21 protein-coding genes are annotated in these 22,697 nt (G+C 69.3%); 7 read left to right on the forward strand and 14 right to left on the reverse strand.

Going from position 1 to position 22,697, the window contains the following annotated elements:
* Positions 1-23 precede the first annotated feature (23 nt).
* The 6 genes from BM070_RS18490 (at position 24) to BM070_RS18515 (ending at position 6,960) form a co-directional block, all read left to right on the forward strand.
* Positions 24-1,517, forward strand: a complete 1,494-nt coding sequence (locus BM070_RS18490) for an ABC transporter substrate-binding protein (protein ID WP_092940817.1) — start codon at positions 24-26, stop codon at positions 1,515-1,517.
* Positions 1,518-1,925: 408 nt separating this feature from the next.
* Positions 1,926-2,531: a hypothetical protein gene (locus BM070_RS18495; RefSeq protein WP_092940818.1), complete on the forward strand. Its 606-nt coding sequence runs from the start codon at positions 1,926-1,928 to the stop codon at positions 2,529-2,531.
* 103 nt (positions 2,532-2,634) lie between these two features.
* A complete protein-coding gene (locus BM070_RS18500) occupies positions 2,635-3,291 on the forward strand; it encodes a biliverdin-producing heme oxygenase (protein ID WP_092940819.1) in 657 nt (218 codons plus the stop codon).
* Positions 3,288-5,537, forward strand: a complete 2,250-nt coding sequence (locus BM070_RS18505; RefSeq protein ID WP_245785294.1) for a GAF domain-containing protein — start codon at positions 3,288-3,290, stop codon at positions 5,535-5,537. The genes BM070_RS18500 and BM070_RS18505 overlap by 4 nt, the downstream gene beginning before the upstream one ends.
* 288 nt (positions 5,538-5,825) lie before the next feature.
* Positions 5,826-6,212, forward strand: a complete 387-nt coding sequence (locus tag BM070_RS18510) for a response regulator (protein WP_092940820.1) — start codon at positions 5,826-5,828, stop codon at positions 6,210-6,212.
* A gap of 64 nt (positions 6,213-6,276) precedes the next feature.
* Positions 6,277-6,960 carry a sensor histidine kinase gene (locus BM070_RS18515; RefSeq protein ID WP_139222879.1) on the forward strand — a complete coding sequence of 228 codons (684 nt, stop codon included), beginning with the start codon at positions 6,277-6,279 and terminating at the stop codon, positions 6,958-6,960.
* Positions 6,961-7,327: 367 nt separating this feature from the next.
* Here BM070_RS18515 and BM070_RS18525 read toward each other — a convergent pair whose 3' ends face one another.
* The 5 genes from BM070_RS18525 to BM070_RS18545 form a co-directional block, all read right to left on the reverse strand.
* Positions 7,328-8,194: a DUF429 domain-containing protein gene (locus BM070_RS18525; RefSeq protein ID WP_245785296.1), complete on the reverse strand. Its 867-nt coding sequence runs from the start codon at positions 8,192-8,194 to the stop codon at positions 7,328-7,330.
* Positions 8,191-8,613: a BLUF domain-containing protein gene (locus BM070_RS18530; protein WP_092940823.1), complete on the reverse strand. Its 423-nt coding sequence runs from the start codon at positions 8,611-8,613 to the stop codon at positions 8,191-8,193. The genes BM070_RS18525 and BM070_RS18530 overlap by 4 nt, the downstream gene beginning before the upstream one ends.
* A gap of 3 nt (positions 8,614-8,616) precedes the next feature.
* Positions 8,617-9,351, reverse strand: a complete 735-nt coding sequence (gene folE / locus BM070_RS18535) for a GTP cyclohydrolase I (RefSeq protein WP_092940859.1) — start codon at positions 9,349-9,351, stop codon at positions 8,617-8,619.
* Positions 9,352-9,481: 130 nt separating this feature from the next.
* The gene (clsB, locus tag BM070_RS18540) at positions 9,482-10,759 is read right to left on the reverse strand and encodes a cardiolipin synthase ClsB (RefSeq protein ID WP_092940824.1); all 1,278 of its coding nucleotides are present in this window, start codon (positions 10,757-10,759) and stop codon (positions 9,482-9,484) included.
* Positions 10,756-11,496 carry an endonuclease/exonuclease/phosphatase family protein gene (locus tag BM070_RS18545; protein ID WP_092940860.1) on the reverse strand — a complete coding sequence of 247 codons (741 nt, stop codon included), beginning with the start codon at positions 11,494-11,496 and terminating at the stop codon, positions 10,756-10,758. Before BM070_RS18545 ends, clsB begins: the two co-directional genes overlap by 4 nt.
* 196 nt (positions 11,497-11,692) lie before the next feature.
* Here BM070_RS18545 and BM070_RS18550 point away from each other — a divergent pair, with 196 nt between their 5' ends.
* The gene (locus BM070_RS18550) at positions 11,693-13,450 is read left to right on the forward strand and encodes a response regulator (protein ID WP_092940825.1); all 1,758 of its coding nucleotides are present in this window, start codon (positions 11,693-11,695) and stop codon (positions 13,448-13,450) included.
* A 30-nt stretch (positions 13,451-13,480) separates the two neighbouring features.
* Here the strand turns inward: BM070_RS18550 and nudB are convergent, their stop codons facing one another.
* The 9 genes from nudB to ubiE form a co-directional block, all read right to left on the reverse strand.
* Complete coding sequence (gene nudB / locus BM070_RS18555; protein ID WP_092940826.1) at positions 13,481-13,960, reverse strand: dihydroneopterin triphosphate diphosphatase; 480 nt, start codon at positions 13,958-13,960, stop codon at positions 13,481-13,483.
* A 107-nt stretch (positions 13,961-14,067) separates the two neighbouring features.
* Entirely contained in the window at positions 14,068-15,882 is a 1,815-nt protein-coding gene (aspS, locus tag BM070_RS18560) for an aspartate--tRNA ligase (protein ID WP_092940827.1), read from the reverse strand.
* Between the two features lie 105 nt (positions 15,883-15,987).
* Positions 15,988-16,611: a DUF502 domain-containing protein gene (locus BM070_RS18565; RefSeq protein ID WP_092940828.1), complete on the reverse strand. Its 624-nt coding sequence runs from the start codon at positions 16,609-16,611 to the stop codon at positions 15,988-15,990.
* A 42-nt stretch (positions 16,612-16,653) separates the two neighbouring features.
* A complete protein-coding gene (locus BM070_RS18570; protein WP_092940829.1) occupies positions 16,654-16,956 on the reverse strand; it encodes an FmdB family zinc ribbon protein in 303 nt (100 codons plus the stop codon).
* 95 nt (positions 16,957-17,051) lie between these two features.
* The gene (locus BM070_RS18575) at positions 17,052-18,500 is read right to left on the reverse strand and encodes a high affinity choline transporter 1 (protein ID WP_092940830.1); all 1,449 of its coding nucleotides are present in this window, start codon (positions 18,498-18,500) and stop codon (positions 17,052-17,054) included.
* A 91-nt stretch (positions 18,501-18,591) separates the two neighbouring features.
* Entirely contained in the window at positions 18,592-20,157 is a 1,566-nt protein-coding gene (gene ubiB, locus BM070_RS18580) for a ubiquinone biosynthesis regulatory protein kinase UbiB (RefSeq protein WP_092940831.1), read from the reverse strand.
* Positions 20,154-20,738 carry a ubiquinone biosynthesis accessory factor UbiJ gene (locus tag BM070_RS18585; protein ID WP_092940832.1) on the reverse strand — a complete coding sequence of 195 codons (585 nt, stop codon included), beginning with the start codon at positions 20,736-20,738 and terminating at the stop codon, positions 20,154-20,156. Before BM070_RS18585 ends, ubiB begins: the two co-directional genes overlap by 4 nt.
* Positions 20,739-20,839: 101 nt before the next feature.
* Complete coding sequence (locus BM070_RS18590; RefSeq protein ID WP_092940833.1) at positions 20,840-21,883, reverse strand: Tim44 domain-containing protein; 1,044 nt, start codon at positions 21,881-21,883, stop codon at positions 20,840-20,842.
* A 35-nt stretch (positions 21,884-21,918) separates the two neighbouring features.
* Positions 21,919-22,650, reverse strand: a complete 732-nt coding sequence (gene ubiE / locus BM070_RS18595; protein WP_092940861.1) for a bifunctional demethylmenaquinone methyltransferase/2-methoxy-6-polyprenyl-1,4-benzoquinol methylase UbiE — start codon at positions 22,648-22,650, stop codon at positions 21,919-21,921.
* Positions 22,651-22,697: the final 47 nt, after the last annotated feature.

The following is a 22,697-nucleotide window of genomic DNA, read 5'->3' on the forward strand; positions in this document are numbered from 1 at the left end:
ACCCGACCACAGGAGATTCCCCCATGCCCGACCGCCGCTTCGTCCTCGCCACTGGCGCCCTCGCGTCCGCCGCGCTCTGCGCCCCGTTCGGCGCCGCGCTGGCCCAGGGCCGCAAGGACGCGGTGACGCTGGGCATGACGCTGGAGCCGCCGGGGCTGGACCCGACGGCGGGCGCCGCCTCGGCCATCGGCGAGATCGTGCTCTACAACGTGCTGGAGCCGCTCACCAAGATCAACGCCGACGGCAGCGTCTCGCCGCTGCTCGCCGAAAGCTGGGAGGTCTCGCCCGACCTCAAGACCACCACCTTCCGCCTGCGCCGGGGCGTCAAGTTCCAGAACGGCGAGCCGTTCAACGCGGCGGCGGTCAAGTTCTCGTTCGACCGCGCGGGCAGCGACAAGAGCATCAACAAGGACAAGCGCACCTTCGCCACCCTGAGCACGCAGGTGGTGGACGACCACACCGTAGTGGTCATCAACCAGGACATCGAACCCGACCTGCTCTTCCTGCTGGGCCAGGCCACGGCGGTCATCGTCGAGCCCAAGAGCGCTGCGACCAATGCCACCCGTCCGGTGGGCACGGGCCCCTATCAACTGAGCAACTGGAGCCGTGGCGCCTCCATCACCCTCACGGCCTGGCCGGGCTACCGGGCGGCGGGCGGCCTCAAGATCCGCCGCGCCGTTTTCCGCTTCATTCCCGATCCGGCCGCGCAGGTCGCGGCGCTGCTGGCCGGCGACGTGGACGACTTCCCGCGCATCACGCCGCGCAGCGTGGCGCAATTCAAGGGCAACCCGCGCTTCCAGGTGGTGGTGAGCGGCTCGCGCGCCAAGACCATCCTGGCCATGAACAACGCGCGCAAGCCGCTGCAGGACGTGCGCGTGCGCCGCGCCATCGCCGCGGCCATCGACCGCCGCGCCGTCATCGAAGGCGCGGCCGACGGGCTGGGCGTGCCCATCGGCAGCTACTACGTGCCGGGCGCCTTCGGCTACATCGACACCACGGGCCTCAACCCCTACGACCCCGACAAGGCGCGCAAGCTCCTGGCCGAGGCGGGCGTGAAGACGCCGCTCACCCTGACCATGACGCTGCCGCCCACGCCCTACGCCCGCCAGGGCGGCGAGGTCATCGCCGCGCAGCTGGCGCAGGTGGGCATCACCGTCCGGCTGCAGAACGTGGAATGGGCGCAGTGGCTCAGCGGCACCTACGGCAGCAAGAACTACGACCTGACGCTGATCTCGCACGTCGAGCCCTTCGACCTGGGCAACTTCGCCAAGCCCGACTACTACTGGGGCTACCGCTCGGCCAGGTTCGATGCGCTCTACGAGCAGATCAAGAACGCCTCGCGCCCCGCCGACCGCGCCCGCCTGCTGGGCGACGCGCAGCGCCTGCTGGCCGAAGACAGCGTGCACGCCTTCCTCTACCAGCCGCAATGGGTGACCGTGGCGCAGAAGAACCTGCGCGGGCTCTGGAAGGACATGCCGATCTTCGTGAACGACCTGTCGGCGCTCTCCTGGGGCTGAGAACGTGTTTACGATCTCGCAGGGGATCGCGTTGGAGCGCAATCGGGATGAGTGGATGCTTCGGATGCGCCGCATGGGCTCATGCCCATGCAAGCAGCCGGGGCGTCCAATCGCCCGATTTCGCTCCAACCCGAAGGGCAGCTACGTCGGCGGGCGGTCTGCGGCGTTGCGGCGCTTGTGGATAGCCGTGCTATCCACTGCGCACCGCGCCTTGCATCCCATCCCGCCGACTTAGCTGCGCGACCCCTGGGAGATCGTAAACACGTTCTGAGGCTGAGGAATGCTCCCGGGGCCTGAACCGCCCCGGGCACAATGCCTGCACGCCCCGCCCTCCGGACGCCAGCGCCCGGCCGCCGCGCCCCTCCTTCCTTTCCTCCTCTTCCCCGCTGCCCGCCCCGGCTCCGAACCATGGACCTTCTCCTCCTCACGCTGCTGCTGTCCACCGGCGCCTACGTCGTCAATGCCCACCAGCAGCGCAAGCGCATCGCCCTGCTCGCCCACCACCTGGGCCACTACCAGATCGAGAAGCTGATGGAAACGCTCACCCAGGGCTACCTGCGCGCCCTGGGCGAAAGCGATGCGGAGCGGCGCGACCAGATCTGGACGCTGCTGCACATCAGCGAAGTCCAGCTCAGCGACCAGTTCAACCGCTTCGCCGCCGAGTTCGGGCGCGTCGATGCGCAGCTCGCCCGCGTCAGCCGCCTGCCGGTGGGCCTGCCCTTCGCGCTGCAGCTCTTTCCCTCGGCCTCGTTCGACATGCGCCAGGCGCTCGCCATCCATGCGCAGGGCATCGCCCGCGTGGTGCGCAACGAGGCGCAGCGCGCGCCCCGGGACAAGGCCTACATGCTGACGGCCGAGCTGTTCCTGATGCAGCACACCTGCCACTGGTTCTGCAAGTCGCGCAGCGTCGCCTCGGCACGCATGGTGGCGCGGCACCAGACGCCGCATGCGCAGCTCGTGGCCTCGGTCTCGCCCGAGACGCGCGCCGCCTACACCGCCTTGATCGGCCGCTGACAGGGGCTCTCGCCCGCAGGAGCTGCGGCGGCGGGATGCCGCCTAGAATGCGCGCATTGGCGTTCGCTAACAGCAGTTACCTTTCATTCAACCGGCCTCATTTGTGTCTCCGCGCTCCCTCGACGCTCCTGCCCTCGGTGCCGCGCCGGCACGGACGGACCCCCTCGCCGCGCTTCGGCAGGCCACGCAAGAGCGCCACGCCCGGCTGGACGCGCAGCTGCCCATCGCCCGCCCCGACGCCCGCCTGCACGACTACACCTGCCACGCGCGGGCGCTGAGCGCCTGGCTCGCCGCCCTGGCGCCCGAGCTGCGCGCCATTGAGGCCGCCACACCCGATTTCCGCTTCGACGAACCGGCGCGCCTCGCCGCGCTGCATGCCGACCTGCTGGACGCCGGCGCGATCGCAGCGCAATCCGCCGTGCCCCCGGGCGCGGCCACCCAGGCCGCCATCGCGCAGGCCCTGCAGGAACACGCGGCCCTGCCCATGGCCTGCCGCTGGGGCATCGCCTACGTGGTCGAAGGCTCGCAGCTGGGCGGACAGGTGCTGTTCCGGCGGCTGGCGGAGCGGCTCGCGCCCCATCCGCTGCGCTACCTGCAAGGCCGTGGCAGCGAGGGCACGGCGGCCCGTTGGCGCGCCTTCATCGAACAGCTGCGGGGCCGGCTGGCTTCGCCCGCCGACGTGCAGGCCGCCTGCGCGGGCGCCTGCGCCGCGTTCGACGGCATGGCGCATGAGCTGCGCGCCGCAGGAGCGCCGCTGTGAACCCGCCCATCCCTACCGGCTACTTCCAGGCGCTGCTGCCCTCGGCCACGCTGGACAATTGCGACCGCGAGCCGATCCATATCCCGGGCTCCATCCAGCACCACGGCGCCCTGGTGGCGCTCGATGCGACCGGGCAGGTGCGCTACGCCAGCGCCAATACCGCCACGCTGCTGGGCCACCGGGTGGTGCCGGGCAACGTGCTGGGCCCGGCCAGCCTGGGCGGCGACGAGCGCCTCTGGGCCGCGATCAGCGAAGGGCTGGCGGCGCTGGCCGGCAGCGCGGAGCTGCCCATGCCCATCGAATGCCATCTGGCCGGCCACACCTTCGACGTGGTGCTGCACATCGCGCAGTCGCACCTGGTGATCGAATTCGAGAGCCGCCGGCAATCGTCGGACGAGCTCGCCGGCTTTGCCATCCAGGCCCACCGCGCCATGGAAAAGCTGCGCCGCCCCCGCGCCATCGAAGACCTGCTGCAGCGCGCCACCGAAGAGCTGCGCGCGCTCACCGGCTTCGACCGCGTGATGGGCTACCGTTTCCGCCAGGACGGCAGCGGGGACGTGGTGGCCGAAAGCTGCGTCGCCACGCTCGACCCCTACCTGGGCCGCCGCTACCCGGCCAGCGACATTCCGGCCCAGGCACGGCGCCTCTATGTGAGCAACACGCTGCGCATGATCGCGGACGTGGCCTCCGCCCCCGTGCCGCTGCTGCAGCACACGCCCAGCCAGCTGCCGCTGGACCTGAGCGCCGGCGTGCTGCGCAGCGTCTCGCCCATCCACATCGAATACCTGACCAACATGGGCGTGGGCGCGTCGATGAGCGTGTCCATCGTCATCAACGACCAGCTCTGGGGCCTGATCGCCTGCCACCACATGGGGCCGCGCCAGGTGCCCTACAGCGTGCGCATGGCCTGCGACGTGATCGGCCAGATGCTGGCCGCCAACATCCAGACCGGGCTGGCGCGCGCGCAGACGGAACGCCACCAGGAAGTGGCCGCGCTGCGCATGTCGGTGATGGAGAACGTGCTCCATTCCGACGACGAATTCGCCACCCTCTGCCAATACGCCGCGCCGCTGGCCCGCGCGCTGCGCGCCGATGCCGCGGTGGTGGCCGAAAGCGGCAAGCTGTGCCAGGAAGGCCCGATCTCCACCGAAGTCGCGCGCACCCTGGTGCAGTGGCTGAACGTGACGCAGCCGGTGCAGGGCCACGACATCTATCACACGCACGCCCTGCCGCTCGAATCGCCCGCGCTGGCCGCAGCGCTCGCGCCCTGGTGCGGCGTGCTGGGCATGCCGCTCGATCGCGCCACGGGCAGCTGGATGATCTTCCTGCGCAAGGAGCAGGTCGAGACCATCCACTGGGGCGGCAAGCCCGACAAGGTGCTGCGCACGGGGCCGCTGGGCCCGCGGCTCACGCCCCGCGGCTCGTTCGAGCTGTGGAAGGAAACCGTGCGCTCCACCTCCGAGCCCTGGAGCACCGAAGACCTGCAGATCGCCCAGCAGATGCTGGACGAGCTGGTGCGCGCGCAGAACGGCCGCTACGCCGAGGTGAACCGCGCACGCAACCAGCTCATGGCCGTGCTGGGGCACGACCTGCGCGACCCGCTGCATTCGATCAGCATGGCTGCGCGGGTGCTGGAGAAGACCGACGCCGCCGACAGCCGTGCCGGCCGCCTGGGCCAGCGCATCCAGTCCTCCAGCAGCCGCATGCAGCGGCTGGTCAGCCAGGTGCTGGACATGTCGCGGCTGCAGAACCGGCTGGGCCTGGACATGCGCCCGCAGCCCATCGATCTGGTGCCGCTGGTGGAAGACCTGCTGGACGAGGCCCGCACCGCGCACCCGCAGATGCGGGTGGAGTGGCAGGCCCCGCCGGCGCTGCACGTCCATGCCGACCCGGACCGCGTCGCCCAGGTCATCGCCAACCTGGTCAGCAATGCGCGCCACCATGGCGCGATGGGCGAGCCCATCCTTTTGCAGGCCGTCAGCCAGGACGAACGGGCGCTGCTGCGGGTGCGCAACATCGCGCCCCGGATCACGCAAGAGGTCGCGGAGACCCTGTTCAAGCCGTTCAAGCCCACATCGCTGAACAATCCCCGCAACCGGGGCGGCATGGGGCTGGGCCTCTATATCGCCCATCAGATCGTGACGGAGCACGGCGGGGACCTGAGCTACCACTTCGACGAGCCGCACGTGGTCTTCACCATGGCGCTGCCCAGCCTGCGGACGGCCTCGGGCGACTCGGCCGGCTGAGCGAGGCCGGCGGGCCGCCGATGCGGCGGATTAGCGCGGCGCGCCTGCCGCGCCTATCGGCCGCGTCCTACCTCGCAGAGGCCTGGCATCCTCGCAAATAGGGCCACAATCAGCCGCAGTCATCGATGGCATGCGGGCCCACGGCCATCTCGCGCCGGCAAGCCCGCCTCCGTCCTTTCGATACCCGGCTGCGCCACCTGCCCAGCCGTTACCCGCAATTACACCCCCCGGGTGATCCAGCCCTCCATCCACCTCGTAACCTGCCAGTCCAACCCGCCCCACCGGCCCATGCAAACCGACATCCTCATCATCGACGACAACCTGGACGCGACCGAACTTCTGCGCGAGCTGCTGGAGATGCAGGACTTTTCCGTGCGCACCGCGCTGAGCGGCCAGGCCGCGCTGGCAGCCATGCGGGACAAGCCGGCGCAGCTGCTGCTGGTGGACCAGAACCTGCCCGACATGCAGGGCTCGGTGCTCGCCCCCCAGCTCAAGCAGATCGCAGCGGATGCCGGCCAGCCCTGCATCGCCATCTCGATCACCGGCATGGCCTCGGGCACCAATCCGGGCACGCCCGTCTTCGATCACGTGCTCGGCAAGCCGCTCGACTTCGACGCTTTCGATGCGCTGATGGCGCAATGCGTCGCCCGCCTGCAGTCGCAGTCCGCACGCTGACCTCCGCGCCGCTCCATCGCGCCCACGTCCTCTCCTCCCGTTGCCTGCCCCACCGCTTCGCGCCATGACTTGTTTCGACCAACCCAACGCTCGGCTCTGGATGGCTGCCGGAGTACAGCACGCGGTGTTGATGCGCGCCTTGCCCGCCATGCGCCACGACCTGGCCAGCCCCCTGTCGGTCATGCGCATGGGCATGACGGTGCTCAAGCGCCGGCTCGCCCCGGGCAACGACACCCCCGCCGAACAGGCGGTGGAACGCGTCGAACAGCTGGAAAGCCAGCTCGGCACGCTGGGCGAGCATGTGCGCCGCCTGCGCAACTGGGATGTGCAGCTCTCCGACCGCCAGCCCGTGCGCGCCACGCTGCTGGAGGCCATCGAACTGGCCCGCCCCCTGCTCGCGCTGCGCGGCGTGTTCATCCAGCCGCTGGCGCAAGCCCAGCCCGGCGAAAGCGAAGCGCCCGCGGCACCGCACCACACGCTGCTCTACGTCACCCTCGCCGCCATCTACCACCTGGGCGAATCGGCCGAGATTCCCCCTGCCGAGGTGCATGTGACGATCAACGCGCAAGGCATCCGCATCGCAGCCCATGGGCAGATGTCGCCCGATGCGCTGCCGCCCCTGGTGCCCGCGGGAGCGCAGAACACGCTGCCCATCGATGCCAGCGCGCTGCAGTGCCTGGCGGACTATCTGCAGCTGCCGGTCTCGTTGACGCCCGGGTGCGTGGACATCGGCCTGCCGCAAGGCTGAAGCGCCCAGCGCCCAACGCCCCGCTCACACGGCAAAGCGCCTGCGGCAGAAGCCGCCGGGCTATCGCATCGGCAGCACGAAAACCCGTGGCCTGGGCTGGCAGCCCGGCCCGTCGAAGGGCCCGCCGTCTTCCTCCCAGCCCGGGCCCGGCGAAGTCTGCGCGCACACCCGCTGCCCGTCGATCTTGCTGCGCCACCAGTGCCAGGGCGCAGGAGCGGCCACGGCACCGCCGGCCCAGAACCCAACGCACACCAGACCCGCAAGCAGCCCCGCCACGGCGGCGGTGCGGCGCGCCGGAAGGCGACCAGACGGATCAGAGCGGAAAGCGGACATGGGCGGTATTGTGGCGCTGGCACGCGCCGCCGGATCAAGCCGGCGCTGACGGCCAGGGCGCCGTGACGATCCAGCCTTCCAGCGGGTCCAGCCCCGGCGGCAAGCCGTAGAGCGCATCGCCCGCGGCATGGCGCTGGCTGGCCCAGGCGGCCTGCACGAGGCAGAGCACGGCATCCAGGCTGTCGCCGCTCGCGTCGGCCGCCAGGGCGTCGCGCTGCGCGTGGGTGAGCTTGAGCCGCAGATCCAGCCGCGTGGCGCCGCGCTCCAGCGCCTCCAGCAGATCGCGGCGGGCGATCAGGCGGTCGGGTGTCTGGCGCTGCCGGTCATCGCTCTTGTAGCTGCGGCGCCCGAGGATCTCGCGGGCCAGCAGGCCCGGGTAGGCCTCCAGCGCCACGCGCTGCGCATCGCCCGCATGCAGGCCCGGCAGATGCACGCCGGCATCGAGCAGCAGCGGCAGTCCGGCATGCAGCATGTAGGCCACGGGCGGGTTCACCCACTTCATCGATGGGCTGGAGCCGGCCGGGATGTCGGTGGCGCGGTGGGCGAACTTGCCGCCCACGGGCCGGGCATTGCAGAAGGCCGCGAAGGCATCGCGGATCTGGGGCCGGGTGAGGCTGCGGTAGTGCTGCATGCTGGCCAGCCAGGTCAGCGGCCAGCCCAGCGATTCGAGCAGCGGACGCGGCAGGCCGAAGGGCAGGTCGAAGCCGCCCACCCAGGCGCGGGGTTCGGCAAGCCAGGCGCCGAAGGCGGCCAGCGTGGGAAAGCGCTCCAGCCCCGAGAGCACCACCCGGCTGCCTGCCAGATGGCCCAGCGCCAGCACGACGGGCTTGGCGCGGCTGGGGCTGCTGGAGAAATCGCAGCCCACCAGCAGCGGGGCTGCGCCGGGCTGCGGAGGCGTCAAGCGCGGCCGATGATGGAAGCGGTGGCGATCAGCTCTTCGAGCAGGGCGTAGGACACGCGGCCCGACACCGAGTACGGGTCGAGTTCGGGCTTTTCGGAGTACTTGAGCACGATCGAATGGTTGATGCGCGAGAGGTTGACCTGGCCCATGGTCCAGCCGCCGAAGCGGCGCTCGTCGATTTCCTCGAAGTGCAGGAGTTCGACGTCCTTGTGCCGCGGGTCTTTCTGGATGTGTCCGTAGAGCGCGCTCACGGCCGAGCGCCCGCCCTCGATGGCCTGCAGGAACACGCCGCCGCCATAGCAGAGCACGCCGGTGATGCCGCTGGGTGGGTTGTGTTCGCGCGACTGCGTGAGGATGGCTTCGATCGCGGCAGGCGAGGTATCGACCGCGCGGCTGGCATAGAGCAGACGGACCAGCATGGGTCAGTTCCTTCCGGGGATGAGGGAGAGGAATTCGCGGCGCAGCGCCGGATCCTTGAGGAAGACGCCGCGCATCACGGAGTTGAGCATCTTGCTGTCCATCTCGCGCACGCCGCGCCAGGACATGCAGAAATGGCTGGCTTCCATCACGATGGCCAGGCCGTCGGGCTGGGTCTTGTCCATGATGAGGTCGGCCAGCTGCACCACGGCCTCTTCCTGGATCTGCGGGCGGCCCATCACCCAGTCCACCAGGCGGGCGTACTTGGACAGGCCGATCACGTTGGTGTGCTCGTTGGGCATCACGCCGATCCAGATCTTGCCGATCACCGGGCAGAGATGGTGGCTGCAGGCGCTGCGCACGGTGATGGGGCCGACGATCATCAGCTCGTTGAGGTGCTCGGCGTTCGGGAATTCGGTGATCGCCGGCTGCGGCACGTAGCGGCCCTTGAAGACCTCGGTGAGGTACATCTTGGCCACGCGGCGCGCGGTGTTCTGGGTGTTGTGGTCGGTCGCCGTGTCGATGACCATGCTGTCGAGCACGTCCTGCATCTTGGCTTCGACTTCGTCGAGCAGGCGGTCGAGCTCGCCCGGCTGGATGAATTCGGAGATGTTGTCGTTGGCGTTGAAGCGCTTGCGGGCCGCCACCAGCCGTTCCCGGATCTTGACGGACACGGGCGTGCCCTCGGCGGACGGAGCGGCGCTGGCCGGGGCATCGGTGGCGAGGAGTTCTTTCAGCATGGCGCGCATGGTACCAGCGAAGCCGCGGGCCTGCTTCACAGAGGTTTTGCGGCTCCGGCGCTTGCGGAATCTGCGCATTCAGCTATCAATTAAATAGCAATATGCGTATGCCTGCAGCCGCCTGTGGCCGTCAGTAGCGGTGGCCGGTGATCCAGAGCGCGGCGCGCATCAGGCCGAAGGCCAGGCGGTCGAGCAGGCGCTGGCGCAGCGGGCGGCCCGCATAGCCGGCCGGCTCCAGGTGCTGGCCTGCCTGCGCCATGGCCTGCACGAGCCGGCGGCGCAGGTCCTGGGCGAAGGCGGCGTCCTCCACGACGACGTTGGCTTCCCGCGCCAGCAGCATCGAGAGCGGATCGAGATTGGACGAGCCCACCGTGGCCCAGGGCCGGCCGCCCTCGGCATCGACCACCGCCACCTTGGCGTGCAGGAAGCTGGGCGCGTATTCGTAGATCTCCACGCCTGCCTCCAGCAGCACGCCATAGACCGGCCGGGCGGCGTGGTACTGCATGAAGTATTCGTAGCGCCCCTGCAGCAGCAGCTGCACGCGCACGCCGCGCCGCGCGGCCAGCACCAGCGCGCGGCGCAGCTTGCGGCCGGGCAGGAAATAGGCGTTGGCGATGATGACCTCCTGCCGCGCCGTGCCGATGGCGCGCAGGTAGGCCTGTTCGATGCGGCTGCGGTGGCGCAGGTTGTCGCGCAGCACCAGCATGGCGCGCATGCCGTGGGCGGCGCCCGCCTGCGGCGGATGGCCGGCCGCGATCCGGGCGGCGCTGGCGGCGCGCAGGTCGGCCAGCGCCTGCCCGAGCCGGCGCTCGCGCGCGTCGTGCACGGCGCGCATGCGCCACCAGAGCTGCTCCATGGCGTCGCTCGCCTCGTTCACCAGGCTGCCCACCACCCGCACCGCGAAGTCGAAGCGCGGCGCCTGCAGCGCGCCATGGTTGGGGTCGTGGAAGTCATCCAGCACGTTGATGCCGCCGCAATACAGCACGCAGCCATCGACCACGCAGAGCTTGCGATGCAGCCGCCGCCAGCGCGCGGGCCGCAGCAGGCCGAAGCGGCCGGGCGGCGAATAGACCTGCCACTGCACGCCCGCGTCGGCCAGCCGCTGGGGCCAGGGCGCGGGCAGGCCGCCCATGCAGCCCACGCCATCGACCGCGACCTGCACGCGCACGCCGCGCTGCGCGGCGCGGATGAAGGCCTCGGCCACCTGCGCTCCGGCGCCGGTGCAGTCGAAGATGTAGGTCTCGAACTGGATGTCCGAGAGCGCCGCGTCCACATCGCGGATCAGCGCGGCGAAGAACTCCCGGGCGCCTTCGAGCAACTCGACGCGGTGGTCGTCGGCGCAGACGGGCCGGGCCGCCGAGGCGCGCCGGCCGAAGACGCCACGGCGCTGCCGCGGCGCCGCGCTCACAGGCGAAACTCCGCGATCAGCGGCAGGTGGTCCGACATGCGCCACCAGGCCCGCCCTCGCGGCACGTGCAGCCCGACGGGGGTGAGGCCCCGCGCATAGACATGGTCCAGCTGCGCCAGCGGCAGCCGGGCCGGATAGGTCGGAACGGCCTCCCCGCCTTCGTACTCCCGCAGGCCGAAACCGGCCAGCATGCGCTTGAGCTGCAGGCCCCAGTCGTTGAAGTCGCCCGCGACCACCAGCGGGGCGCCGGCGGGCACCTCGCGCTCGATGAACTTGTGCAGTTGCAGCACCTGCCGCACGCGGCTGCCGGGCACCAGCCCCAGATGGACGACGATGGCGTGCAGGCGCAGCCCGTCGATGTCCACCTCGACATGCAGCAGCCCGCGCTGCTCGAAGCGGTGGTCGGAGATGTCTTCATGCTGGTGGCCGATCACCGGCCAGCGTGAGAGCAGCGCGTTGCCGTGCTCGCCATGGCGCGTGACGGCATTGGTGCGATAGACCGCCTCGTAGCCCTCGGGCGCCAGGTAGTCGGCCTGGGGCTGCTCCGGCCAGCCCGGGAACTGGTGCGGGCCGCGGTGGTGCAGCTTGCGCACCTCCTGCAGGCAGACGATGTCGGCATCGAGCTGCTCGACGGCCAGGCCCAGGTTGTGGATCTCCAGGCGCCGCGCGGGGCCAACGCCCTGCACTCCCTTGTGGATGTTGTAGGTGGCGATGCGCAGCAGGCTGGAAGGGGGCATGGCCGGCATTGTGGCCCAGCCGCCGCGCCCCGGCATTTCCCGCTATCAGCGCGGCGCCCTCTGAAAGCAAGAGGATGTATCCAGAAGTTGCGGGATTGCCTACACTTGCCCGCTTGGCAATTTTTTGCATGTTTTCGCACGATTCGTACTGCGACCCACTCCAACCCCCACACACGTCGCACCGCATCGCAGGCCCATGAGCTACGTTCCCCCGTCCGCCAATCCGGCCAACACCACGCGCGCGCTGGTGATCGACAGCAACGCCACCTCGCGCAGCATCCTCGTGTCGCAGCTGCGCCAGTACGGCGTGACGCGGGTGATGCAGTGCAGCCGGCCGCAGGACGCGCGGGCCCGGCTGGAGCACACCGTCTTCGACTACGTGCTGTGCGAGCAGTACTTCAACACCGGCCAGTCCGGCCAGACCCTGCTGGACGATCTGCGGCGCGCGCAGCTGCTGCCGTTCTCGACCGTGTTCTTCATGGTGACGGCCGAGGCCTCCTACGCCGCCGTGGCCGAGGCCGCCGAATCGGCCCTGGACGGCTACCTGCTCAAGCCCTTCACGCCCAGCGCCATGTTCGAGCGGCTCACCGCCGCGCGCATGCGCAAGACCCATCTGCAGTCGATCTTCGGCGCCATCGAGCGCGAGGACTTCGAAGGCGCGGCGACGCTCTGCCTGGAACAGTTCAAGCAGCGCAAGGCCTACTGGCTCTACGCCGCGCGCATCGGCTCCGAACTGCTGCTGCGCCTGGGCCGCCACGACCAGGCGCGCACGCTGTTCGAGGCCGTGATCGAAGCCCGCGCCCTGCCCTGGGCACGCCTGGGCATCGCCCGCGCGCAGATGGAGTCGGGGCAGGTGCCGCGCGCCATCACCACGCTGCAGGGGCTGCTGGGCGAAGACTCCAGCTTCGTCGATGCCTACGACGTGCTGGGCCGTGCGCAGGTGGAAAGCGGCCATTTCACCGATGCCCTCGACACCTACCGGCTGGCCAGCAGCCTCACGCCCGACTCCGTCGCCCGGCTGCAGAAGCTGGGCATGATGGCGCACTACATGGGCGACAACGAGACCGCCTCCAAGTCCCTCTCGCGCGCGGCCATCCTGGGCATCGACTCCAAGCTGTTCGACCATCAGTCCCTGGTGCTGCTGGCCTTCCAGTATTTCAACGACAACGACCGCAAGGGCTTGGAGCGGTGCATGGCCGACTTCGCCCGGCTGCTGGAGCGCCAGCCCGAGAACCGGCGCTCCCGGCGCTTCGAGGCCGTCGTGCGCTCGCTGCAGCTGATCCAGCAGCGGCAGGTGGTGCAGGCCGTGGCCAGCGTGCGCGCCCTGGGGCAGGACATCTTCGACAGCCAGTTCGACTTCGAGGCCGCCTGCAACATGGTGGGCCTGCTGGCCGTGCTGGGCGAGACCTCCATCGAGCTGCCCGAGGGCCCCGAGTGGGTGCTCGCCATCGGACTGCGCTACACCAACACCAAGGCGCTGACCGAGCTGCTGGCGAGCGCCGCCCAGCGCCATCCCCCACATGCCCAGGCCCTGCGCGACTGCCTGGGACAGGTCAACAAATCGGCTGAAATCGCCGTGGCGCAGAGCCTGAGCGGCGACCCGCAAGGCGCCGTGGCGCAGCTGCTGGCCCGGGTGGACCAGACGCTCAACACCAAGCTGCTGGATCTGGCGCATCAGCTGCTCACCCGGCATGCCGCCCGCCTGGGCGACGTGGCCGACACCCAGGCCGCCATCGACGCCCTGCGCGAGCGCTGCGGCCCCACCACGGCGCGCGCCGCGATGGGCCACGAGGGCGAGCGCAAGCCCGGCGAACTGGTGCTGCGCACGCAGTCGGCCGAGGCGGCCGCACAGCGCAAGGCCGCGCTGGCGAGCCTGGCCCTCCAGCCCGAGCCGCAGCACGACGCGGAGCCGGCCGACACGCTGGACGCCTTCCGCCTGCGCCCTTCGGGCTGACCCCCTGCCGGCGCGGCGCGGCCCGGGCCGCTACGCCTCGGGGCCGTGCGCAGGCGGCGGCTGCGTGAAGCGCGGCAGCATCAGGCAGGCCTCCGCGTTGGAGGGCGAAAAGCAGGCCAGCGCCGCCTCGCGCCAGGGCAGCCAGCGCCACCGCACATGCTCGCGCGGATTGAGCGTGATGGGCTGGCCCGCCGGCACCTGCAGGCCGAAGAGGCGTTCGCGGTTGCGCACCACGCCGGGCGCATAGCGGTGCAGCCACTGCGGCCAGATGTCATAGACGTTTTCCAGCGCCCAATCCGTCAGCACGCAGCCGGGGGCCCTGGCATCGATGCCGGTTTCCTCGCGCACCTCGCGCACGGCCGTGTCCTCGAAGGGCTCGTCCAGCCAGTCCTTGCTGCCGGTCACCGACTGCCAGTGGTCCGCATCGCCCGTGCGGCGGATGAGCAGCACCTCCAGTGCGGGCGTATGGATCACGACCAGCACGGATTCCGGGATCTTGTAGGCGGACATGGACAGGCATGAAAAAAGGCAGCAGAAGCGGTGGACTCCTGCTGCCTGGTGCGGGGCGAAAAGAACGGCAACGCGACGGCGTGGGCCGGGCGCAGCGCCCGATCAGATCAGCCGGCCTTCACGGCATCCGGGTTGCGCAGACGGATGTGCAGCTCGCGCAGCTGCTTCTCGTCCACCGGGCCGGGGGCCTGGGTCAGCAGGTCCTGGGCGCGCTGGGTCTTGGGGAAGGCGATCACGTCGCGGATCGACTCGGCGCCGGTCATCAGCGTGACGATGCGGTCCAGGCCGAAGGCCAGGCCGCCGTGCGGGGGCGCGCCGTACTGCAGCGCGTCCAGCAGGTAGCCGAACTTGTTGCGGGCTTCTTCGGGCGAGATCTTCAGGGCGTCGAACACCTTCTGCTGCACGTCGGCGCGGTGGATACGGACCGAGCCGCCACCCATTTCCCAGCCGTTGAGCACCATGTCGTAGCCCTTGGAGATGCACTTCTCGGGCGCGGTCACCATCCAGTCCTCATGGCCGTCCTTGGGCGCCGTGAAGGGGTGGTGCACGGCCGTGTAGCGCTGGGCTTCGTCGTCGAACTCGAACATCGGGAAATCGACCACCCAGAGGGGTGCCCAGCGGTCTTCGAAGAGGCCGTTCTTCTTGCCGAATTCGCTGTGGCCGATCTTGATGCGCAGCGCGCCGATGGCGTCGTTGACGATCTTTTCCTTGTCGGCGCCGAAGAACAGCAGGTCGCCGTCCTGCGCACCGGTGCGCTTCATGATCTCGGCGATGGCCGCGTCATGGATGTTCTTGACGATGGGCGACTGCAGGCCGTCACGGCCCTTGGCCAGCTCGTTGACCTTGATGTAGGCCAGGCCCTTGGCGCCGTAGATCTTGACGAACTCGGTGTAGGCATCGATCTCGCCGCGCGAGAGGCCGCCGGACTCGCGCGCGCCGCCAGGCACGCGCAGGGCCACCACGCGGCCACCCTTCATGTTGGCGGCGCCCGAGAACACCTTGAAGTCCACGTCCTTCATCACTTCGGTCAGCTCGGTGAATTCGAGCTTCACGCGCAGGTCGGGCTTGTCGGAGCCGTAGCGGTGGGCAGCTTCCTGGTACGTCATGACCGGGAACTCGCCCAGGTCCACGCCGATGGTGTTCTGGAACACCGTCTTGATCATGCCCTGGAAGATGTCGCGGATCTCTTCTTCGGTCAGGAACGAGGTCTCGATATCGATCTGCGTGAATTCAGGCTGGCGGTCGGCGCGCAGGTCTTCGTCGCGGAAGCACTTGGTGATCTGGTAGTAGCGGTCGAAGCCCGAGACCATCAGCATCTGCTTGTAGAGCTGGGGCGACTGCGGCAGCGCGAAGAACTGGCCGTCGTGCACGCGGCTGGGCACCAGATAGTCGCGCGCGCCTTCGGGCGTGGACTTGCCCAGCATGGGCGTTTCGATGTCGATGAAGCCGTTGGCGTCGAGGAACTTGCGCACTTCCATCGACACGCGGTAGCGCAGCATCAGGTTGCGCTGCATGTAGGGGCGGCGCAGGTCCAGCACGCGGTGCGTGAGGCGGGTGGTTTCCGACAGGTTCTCTTCGTCGATCTGGAACGGAGGCGTGACGGAGGGGTTGAGCACTTCCAGCTCGTGGCAGAGCACCTCGATCTTGCCGCTCTTGAGGCCGTCGTTGGCCGTGCCTTCGGGGCGCTCGCGCACCAGGCCCTTGACCTGCACGCAGAACTCGTTGCGCACGCCTTCGGCCGTCTTGAACATGTCGGCGCGGTCGGGGTCGCACACCACCTGCACGTAGCCTTCGCGGTCGCGCAGGTCGATGAAGATCACGCCGCCATGGTCGCGGCGGCGGTTGACCCAGCCGGCCAGGGTGACGGTTTGGCCCAGGAGGGCTTCGGTGACGAGACCGCAGTAATGTGAACGCATGGCCATGGATGTCTTTCCAGTGCGCCCGCAAGGAGCGCCATTAGTTGCTTGACTGACTCGCGCCCACGGAGGGCGCGGCGGATGTGATGCCGGTGTTCGGCGGGCTGCCGGTTAATGCTTGGAATCGAGCTGCACGGGGTCGGGCGGCACCACCACCCCCATCGAGACGATGTACTTCAGCGCCGTATCGACGCTCATGTCCAGCTCGACGCAATCGCTCTTGCGCATGATGACGAAGTAGCCGCCGGTCGGGTTGGGCGTGGTGGGCACATAGACGCTCACGAACTCGTCGCGCAGGTAGGCCGCCACTTCGCCGCTGGGCGCGCCGGTCACGAAGGCCACCGTCCAGACGCCTTCGCGCGGCCACTGCACCAGCACGGCGGTGCGGAAGGCATTGCCGCTCTCGGAGAACAGCGTGTCCGACACCTGCTTGACGCTGGAATAGATCGAACGCACCACCGGGATGCGGCTGACCAGCGCATCGCCCCACTGCACCAGCTTGCGGCCCGCGAAGTTGCTCGCGAGCGCGCCCACTGCCAGCAGGATGCCCAGGGTCAGCAGGACCCCGAAGCCGGGAATGTGAAAGCCCAGCAGCCGGTCGGGCTGCCAGGACAGCGGCAGGATCTGCAGGGTCTGGTCGAGCGTGCTGACGATCCAGTGCAGCACCCAGGCCGTGATGACACCGGGCACGATGACCAGGAGGCCGGTGAGCAGCCATTTGCGCAAAGCGGACATTCGGGGCGGACGCGGTTGGTGGGACGAGGAAGGAACGGAGGATCAGGACGCGGCGGCGCCGGAAGGCGCGCTCGCAGGCGCTGCTGCCGGTGCGGGCGCAGCGGCAGCCGGGGCGGCTGCTGCGGCGCCGTCGGTGGCCGCCGGCTTGGCAGGGGCGCTGCCGCTGTTCTTGAAGTCGGTGGCGTACCAGCCCGAGCCCTTGAGCTGGAAACCGGCCGCCGTCAGCTGTTTGGAAAACGACTCCGCGCCGCAGGCCGGGCAGACCGTGAGCGGCGCATCGGAGATCTTTTGCAGCACATCCTTGGCGTGGCCGCAGGAGCCGCATTTGTAGGCGTAAATAGGCATCGGAGGCTAAGGCGTAAGGGGTGGGACAAAGCCGGCGATTATAGGTCGCCGGGCCATGGAGCCCTTCGCGCCCGGCCTGCGGCCCGGCACGCCGCTCAGGCCGAACCCGCGGTCAGCATGCGGTGCGGCGTGCGGGTGTCCGACACCCACTGCGGCAGCAGCGAGCCGGCCACCATGCCGACGGCCGCCGCCAGCACGCCCGCCAGCTGCGCGGGGAAGGCCTCGCCCCAGGCCATGGACAAGCCCGCGATCCAGACGCCGATGCCCAGCACCACGGCGCACACCGCGCCCTGGGTGCTGGCCCGGCGCCAGTAGAGGCCCGCCACCAGCGGCACGAAGGCGCCCACCAGCGGCACCTGGTAGGCACCCGACACCAGCTCGTAGATGGGCGTGCCCTGCATGTGGATCGAATAGAACAGCACGGCCAGGCTGAACACCAGCACGCTCACGCGCATGGTCAGCAGGTTCTCGCGGTCGCTGCTGCCCTTGCGGAACTGGCGCCAGATGTTCTCGGTGAAGGTGACGCTGGGCGCCAGCAGCGTGGCCGACGCGCAGGACTTGATCGCCGACAGCAGCGCGCCGAAGAACAGCACCTGCATGACGAAGGGCATCTTCTCCATCACCAGGGTGGGCAGCACCTTCTGCGGATCTTCGGCCAGCAGCTGCTGGGCGCGCTCGGGCATGATGATCAGCGCGCTCACCACCAGGAACATGGGCACGAAGGCGAACAGGATGTAGGCCGTGCCGCCGATGACGGTGCCGCGCGTGGCGGCCTTCATGGAGTTGGCCGACATCACGCGCTGGAACACGTCCTGCTGCGGGATGGAGCCCAGCATCATGGTGATGGCAGCGGCGAAGAAGAAGATCGTGTCGTGCAGCGTGGGCTCGGGCAGGAACTTGAAGAGGTCGCGGCTGGAGGCCAGCTCGATGACCTTGGCCGGCCCGCCCGCCATGCCGCCCGCGAAGAAGGCCAGCACCAGCAGGCCCACCACGAGGATGATCATCTGCAGGAAGTCGGTGACCGCCACCGACCACATGCCGCCGAAAAGCGTGTAGGCCAGGATGGACACCACGCCGATCACCATGCCCATGGGAATGCTCACCGCCCCGCCCGAGAGCAGGTTGAACACCAGCCCCAGCGCCGTGACCTGCGCCGAGACCCAGCCCAGGTAGCTCAGCATGATGATCAGCGAGCAGGCCGTCTCGATCACGCGGCCGTAGCGCTCACGGTAGTAGTCGCTGATGGTCAGCAGGCTCATGCGGTAGAGCTTGCCGGCGAAGAACAGCCCCACCAGCACCAGGCACATGCCGGCACCGAACGGGTCCTCGATCACGTTGTGCAGGCCGCCCTCTATGAACTTGGCCGGCACGCCCAGCACGATCTCGGAGCCGAACCAGGTGGCGAACGTGGTCGTGATGATCATGAACATCGGCAGATGCCGCCCGGCGATGGCGTAGTCCGTGGTGTTCCTGACCCGCCGGGCGGCCACGAGCCCGATGGCGATGGTGATCAACAGGTAGGCAATGACCAGGGTCAACAGCACGGCATGCTCCTCGATGTCGCGAAGTGGTGGGGAGAAGAAAAAAGAGAACGGGCGGAAAAAGGCGAGCGCAGCGGGAACCGGGCCGGCGCCGTCAGAAGATGCGCACGCGCACCAGCAGCTGCATGGCCAGCAGACCCAATGCAAAACCCAGGCCACCGTAGATCAGGCCCTGCAGCAGGCGGTTGGTCTGCTTCTGGGCTGCCAGCAGCTCCAGCAGCTCGCGCCGGCTCTCGTTCGGGCGCTGCTGCAGGTAGCCGTGCAGCAGGCGCGGCAGCTCGGGCAGCATCTTGGCGAAGTGCGGCGCCTCGGCGCGCAGCTCGCGCAGCAGGCGCTGCGGGCCCATCTGGTCGAGCATCCACTTTTCCAGGAAAGGCTTGGCGGTGCTCCAGAGGTCCAGCTCGGGGTCGAGCTGGCGGCCCAGCCCCTCGATGTTGAGCAGGGTCTTCTGCAGCAGCACCAGCTGGGGCTGGATCTCGACCTGGAAGCGCCGCGAGGTCTGGAACAGCCGCATCAGCACCATGCCGAGCGAGATTTCCTTGAGCGGCCGGTCGAAATACGGCTCGCACACCGCGCGGATGGCGCTTTCCAGCTCGTTGACGCGGGTGGTCGGCGGCACCCAGCCGCTTTCGATGTGCAGCTCGGCCACGCGCTTGTAGTCGCGGCGGAAGAAGGCCGTGAAGTTCTGCGCGAGGTATTCCTTGTCGAACTCGGTCAGCGAGCCGACGATGCCGAAGTCGAGCGAGATGTAGCGGCCGAAGGTCTCCGGCTCCAGGCTCACCTGGATGTTGCCCGGGTGCATGTCGGCATGGAAGAAGCCGTCGCGGAAGACCTGGGTGAAGAAGATCGTCACGCCGTCGCGGGCGAGCTTGGGGATGTCCACGCCGGCGGCACGCAGCCGCTCGATCTGGTTGATCGGCACGCCCTTCATGCGCTGCATCACCAGCACTTCGGAATGGCAGTAGTCCCAGAAGATCTCGGGGATCTCGACCAGCTCCAGGCCCTGCATGTTGCGGCGCAGCTGCGCGGCGTTCGAGGCCTCGCGCACCAGGTCCAGCTCGTCGTGCAGGTAGTTGTCGAACTCGGCCACCACCTGGCGGGGCTTCAGGCGCTTGCCGTCGGCCGACAGGCCCTCGACCCAGCCGGCCATCATGCGCATCAGCGCCAGATCGTTCTCGATGACGGGCAGCATGCCGGGGCGCAGCACCTTCACGGCCACTTCGCGCTCGCGGCCCTGGCGGTCGCGGATGACGGCGAAATGCACCTGGGCGATGGACGCGCTGGCGATGGGCTCGCGGTCGAACGACACGAAGACCTCATCGACCGGACGGCGGAAGGCGCGCTCGATGGTGGCGATGGCGATCTTGGGGTCGAACGGCGGCACGCGGTCTTGCAGCAGGGCCAGCTCGTCGGCGATGTCGGGCGGCATCAGGTCGCGGCGGGTGGAGAGCACCTGCCCGAACTTGACGAAGATCGGGCCCAGGCGCTCCAGCGCCTCGCGCAGGCGCTGGCCGCGCGGCGCGTCGAGGTCGCGGCCGACCGAGATGACGCGCGCCAGCAGGCGCAGCCAGGGCTTCTGGAAGCTGGTCAGCACCAGCCCATCCAGGCCGTAGCGCAACGCCACCCAGACGATGGTGCACCCGCGGAGGAAGCGGCTCATGGCGCCGTGGTGTCGCTGCTGCCGGCCATGGAGCCGGGTGCCGGCGCGGCGCCGGCTGCGCCCATGCGGGCACCCACGAAGCTGCGCAGCGCCTGGGCGGCCTTGCGGGCCACGGAGCCGACGGCATGCGCGGGCGCATCGCCGATCACGCGGGCCAGGTCTTCCTCGACATCCCAGCGGACGTGATCGACCAGCCAGTTGATCTCGGCGGCGAGCTGCACGTCGCCTTCGATGCGGATGGAGGGCTTGTCGCCGCGCAGCGCGGCCTGGGCCAGGGAGAGCGGGGAGGTGTCGGTGACTTCGAGGCGCAGATCGGGCTGCGCGTCGGCACGGGCCAGGTCGAACAGCCCGGCGGGGGTGATCTGCAGCGCGACCGAATAGGCGCGCCACTGCACCTGCGCCACCCGCCCGCGCTGGCGGGCGAGCCGTTCCGTGGCCTGGGGCTCCTGCATGAGCACGTGGTTCAGGAACAGGACCGCGCGGTGCTGCACCTCATGGATGAGCCACTGCGGCGGCTGCGGACCACTGGCCAGACGCTCGAAGAGACCGTCCAGGAACGAAAAAGGGGACTGTGTTGCCATAGTCCCCGATTATTCCCTGAACTGGCAGCGGCGCGCAGCGCCTTGCCCCTATGCGCCGCCGGCCGCGATGCCTTGCACCAGGCCGGCAGGGCGCGAACGGATCACTGCAGCGCCTGAACGCCGGCCACCAGCCAACCGGTGGAGCCGCTCTTGGGCTTGGTCATGTTCCACACTTCGCGGAACGGGCTCGGGCCGGCCGAGGCCTCTTCGCGGATCATGCCGGAGAACTCGACGCTGGCCATGTAGCCGTCGCCCAGGTCTTCGATGCCCAGCAGCTGCGCTTGCAGCATGACCACTTCGGTGTGGTTGGGCTGGCTGGCGTCGCGGTGCAGTTCGCGTTCGTGCAGCTGGGCGCGGATCTCTTCCAGCATGCCGTCGGTCATCATCGAGCGCAGCACGTTGATGTCCGAGGCATCCCAGGCGGCCTGCAGCGTGGTGAAGTTGCGCTTGGCGGCGCTCAGGAAGCCTTCGGTGTCGAAGCCTTCGGGCACGCCCCAGTTCTGCGAGCCGGCCAGCGCGGAGCCGATGACCACGCCACCGGCCGTCGCGGCGCCGGCAGCGGCGGCCGGGCGGGCCGCATCGAACGCGGTGGCGCTGCGCTCCCACGGGCGGGCCGAGGCGTCGTTGCCGACGTTGGCCGGGCTGTACTGGCGCGGCACCTGGGCTTCTGCGGGCGTCGCGGCGCCCTCGCCCGCTCCGGCGCCCTGGAAGGCGAAGGGCGAGCGGGCCGGCGCGGCGGGCTTGCGGGCCCGCATGATCATGCCGATCACCACGAAGGCCACCAGCACCAGCAGCGCGATCATCAGGAACTGGCCGAATTCGGCGCCCAGGCCCAGCGAGTGGGCCAGCCAGGCCAGGCCCAGGCCGGCGGCGAGGCCGCCCAGCATGGCGCCCCAGGGCTTCTTGGGCGCGGCGGCAGCGGGGGCTGCGGCCGGCGTCGCGGGCTTGGCGGCCGCGGCGTTGCTGGGGGCGGCGTTCTGCGCCGGCACGCCCGGGGTCGCGGGCGGCGTGGCCGCGGATTCGCGTTGCGTCACGTGGTTGGACTGCTTGCCCACCGAACGGCCTCCGCCCATGCGCTTGGCATCGGCGTCCACATGGGCCACGACCAACATCGCGGCCAGGACCACGGACCAGAATTTCATCATCGCTCTCTCCTACTTATGCGTGTCTCTACCTTGAATCAGCACTTGATTCCAACATGCAGGGCCACGACACCGCCAGTCATATTGTGATAGTCCACATGTCCAAAGCCATTTTGCTGCATGAGGGATTTGAGCGATTCCTGGTCCGGATGCATGCGGATCGACTCGGCCAGATAGCGGTAGCTGGCGTCGTCGCCCGCCACCAGCTTGCCCAGGCGCGGCAGCACCGAGAACGAATACCAGTCATAGACCTTCTCGAGCGGCTTGGCGACCTTGGAGAACTCCAGCACCAGCAGCTTGCCGCCCGGCTTGAGCACGCGGCACATCTCAGCGATGGCCACGTCCTTGTGGGTCATGTTGCGCAGGCCGAAGGCGACGCTCACCACGTCGAAATGGGCATCGGGAAAAGGCAGCGCCTCGGCGTCGCAGACCAGGGTCGGCAGCACGATGCCTTCGTCGATCAGGCGGTCGCGGCCCACGCGCAGCATGGCCTCGTTGATGTCGGTGTGCACGACGCGGCCGGTGGCGCCGACCTTCTTGGAGAAGGCGCGGGCCAGGTCGCCCGTGCCCCCGGCGATGTCCAGCACCTGGCTGCCTTCGCGCAGGTTGGCGACCATGACGGTGTAGGCCTTCCAGGCGCGGTGCAGGCCGCCGGACATCAGGTCGTTCATCACGTCGTACTTGGAGGCGACGGAATCGAAGACGCCGCGCACATGGCGGGCCTTTTCCTGTTCGTCCACCGACTGGAATCCGAAATGCGTGGTGCTCATGTCTTTGATGCTCAAGGTTGAACGGGGGATGTAGGGTGCTGTTGCGG

This window comes from Paracidovorax wautersii (genome assembly GCF_900113035.1).
GTDB classification, from domain to species: domain Bacteria; phylum Pseudomonadota; class Gammaproteobacteria; order Burkholderiales; family Burkholderiaceae_C; genus Paracidovorax; species Paracidovorax wautersii.

Coding starts and splice junctions, on each gene's coding strand:
- BM070_RS18490 (WP_092940817.1), top strand. CDS start 24: ATGCCCGACCGCCGCTTCGTCCTCGCCACTGGCGCCCTCGCGTCCGCC.
- BM070_RS18495 (WP_092940818.1), top strand. CDS start 1,926: ATGGACCTTCTCCTCCTCACGCTGCTGCTGTCCACCGGCGCCTACGTC.
- BM070_RS18510 (WP_092940820.1), top strand. CDS start 5,826: ATGCAAACCGACATCCTCATCATCGACGACAACCTGGACGCGACCGAA.
- BM070_RS18515 (WP_139222879.1), top strand. CDS start 6,277: ATGACTTGTTTCGACCAACCCAACGCTCGGCTCTGGATGGCTGCCGGA.
- BM070_RS18530 (WP_092940823.1), bottom strand. CDS start 8,613: ATGCTGGTCCGTCTGCTCTATGCCAGCCGCGCGGTCGATACCTCGCCT.
- folE (WP_092940859.1), bottom strand. CDS start 9,351: ATGCTGAAAGAACTCCTCGCCACCGATGCCCCGGCCAGCGCCGCTCCG.
- BM070_RS18545 (WP_092940860.1), bottom strand. CDS start 11,496: ATGCCCCCTTCCAGCCTGCTGCGCATCGCCACCTACAACATCCACAAG.
- BM070_RS18550 (WP_092940825.1), top strand. CDS start 11,693: ATGAGCTACGTTCCCCCGTCCGCCAATCCGGCCAACACCACGCGCGCG.
- nudB (WP_092940826.1), bottom strand. CDS start 13,960: ATGTCCGCCTACAAGATCCCGGAATCCGTGCTGGTCGTGATCCATACG.
- aspS (WP_092940827.1), bottom strand. CDS start 15,882: ATGGCCATGCGTTCACATTACTGCGGTCTCGTCACCGAAGCCCTCCTG.
- BM070_RS18565 (WP_092940828.1), bottom strand. CDS start 16,611: ATGTCCGCTTTGCGCAAATGGCTGCTCACCGGCCTCCTGGTCATCGTG.
- BM070_RS18570 (WP_092940829.1), bottom strand. CDS start 16,956: ATGCCTATTTACGCCTACAAATGCGGCTCCTGCGGCCACGCCAAGGAT.
- ubiB (WP_092940831.1), bottom strand. CDS start 20,157: ATGAGCCGCTTCCTCCGCGGGTGCACCATCGTCTGGGTGGCGTTGCGC.
- BM070_RS18585 (WP_092940832.1), bottom strand. CDS start 20,738: ATGGCAACACAGTCCCCTTTTTCGTTCCTGGACGGTCTCTTCGAGCGT.
- BM070_RS18590 (WP_092940833.1), bottom strand. CDS start 21,883: ATGATGAAATTCTGGTCCGTGGTCCTGGCCGCGATGTTGGTCGTGGCC.
- ubiE (WP_092940861.1), bottom strand. CDS start 22,650: ATGAGCACCACGCATTTCGGATTCCAGTCGGTGGACGAACAGGAAAAG.